This is a genomic window from Photobacterium sp. R1 (assembly GCF_054600795.1).
Genome location: NZ_BAAHZP010000803.1, coordinates 1 through 249, shown reverse-complemented (window position 1 = coordinate 249; position 249 = coordinate 1). Strand labels below are relative to the sequence as shown.

The following is a 249-nucleotide window of genomic DNA, read 5'->3' as shown; positions in this document are numbered from 1 at the left end:
AATTCTGCCAGTTTCTGATCCAGATACCGGCGATTAGCTATCTTAGTCAGCCCGTCTTCATTGACCTGTTCAGACAGTTTCTCGTTGGCCAGCGTGAGTTGCTCAGAGGCGGTTTTCAGCTGATGACGCATATTTGCAATACGTTGCATTGCTTTGAGTTTAGAGACCCGTACGGTTTTATCAACCGGCTTTACCAGGTAATCATCCCCCCCCATATCAATGGCTTTTGCAATCATTTCAGGTTCTTCA

At 46.2% G+C, this 249-nt stretch carries 1 pseudogene; it reads right to left on the bottom strand.

The window, feature by feature from the left end:
* Positions 1 to 249: pseudogene (locus ACYP03_RS27280) on the bottom strand (diguanylate cyclase response regulator); the annotation flags it as partial.